Annotated in this window: 1 protein-coding gene; it reads left to right on the top strand. The window is 36.7% G+C overall.

The window, feature by feature from the left end:
* Positions 1-129: 129 nt before the first annotated feature.
* The coding region (locus V7014_RS26685; RefSeq protein ID WP_335512077.1) for an acyl-CoA dehydrogenase family protein at positions 130-1,236 on the top strand (1,107 nt) is incomplete at its 3' end.

Raw genomic sequence — 1,236 nt, 5'->3', positions numbered from 1 at the left:
TACTTTATATTTTTACAAATAAAGTATTGAATTTCAAGAAAATTCAGAATAAAATATTTATAATATACCTACCAGTTGGTATGTTTGGAAATTTTGAAAGCTAAATTTACTAAACAAGGAGTAGATATTATGTTCTTACGTTTAACTGAGGAACAAAAGATGGTACAACAAACTATTCGAAAGTTTGTAGAAAAGGAATTAATTCCTTTGGAAAATGATGTTTTAAGAAACGAAAGAGAAAGTAGACCAAGCCTTCCTGCTGGAAAGTTAAAAGAGCTTCAGATGAAAGCGAAGGAAGCTGGTTTCTGGGGTATTAATACACCAGAGGAATATGGTGGAGCAAACTTAGGACAAATGATGATGGCGATTGTTTTGATGGAAGTGTCGAAAACATTTGTGCCTTTTAACTTTGGCGGTTCCGCAGATAACATTCTCTATTATGCAAATGAGGAACAAAAGAAAAAATATTTAATTCCAACTATAAATGGTGAGAAGAAGTCTTGCTTTGCGATGACAGAGCCAGGAGCGGGTTCTGATACAAGAAACATTAAGATGACAGCTGTGAAAGATGGGAACGAATGGGTAATAAATGGTGAGAAAACATTCATCACAGGTGGTAATGATGCAGATTTTACAATGGTAATTGCAATTACTAATAAAGAAAAGCATCAAAGAACAGGTCGTGAAGGCGTTACATGTTTCATTGTTGATCGTGATTTGGGCTGGCGATCAGAATACATCGATACGATGGGGGAATGGGGCCCTGCAGGTTTAGTTTTTGATAATGTAAGAGTTCCTGAGGAAAATATTTTAGGAGAAGTAGATAGGGGCTATAACCTGGGATTAGAATGGATTGGTTTTGCACGTTGGATTGTTGGAGCTCGTGCCGTTGGCTCTGCTGAAAGATTGCTACAAATGGCAATTGATTACGCAAAAGAGCGTGAAACATTTGGAAAGCCAATTGCAGAAAGACAAGCAATCCAATGGCAAATTGCTGATTCAGCAGTTGAAATTGAAGCGGCTAAATGGTTAGTACTTAATGCAGCGTTTACTTTAGATAATGGTGAAGATAATCGTCATTTAGCATCTATTGCGAAATTATACGGATCGAATATGGGTAATAGAGTTGTTGATCGCGTATTACAAATTCATGGTGGGATGGGTTACACAAGAGAACTTCCAATTGAACGATGGTACCGTGAAGCAAGATTATGGAGAATATATGATGGAACAGAT

Source organism: Bacillus sp. JJ722 (assembly GCF_036963345.1).
Taxonomy (GTDB): Bacteria; Bacillota; Bacilli; order Bacillales; family DSM-1321; genus Bacillus_AD.
Note: the sequence above shows the minus strand (reverse complement) of the source record. Positions and strands in the feature narration are given on the sequence as shown.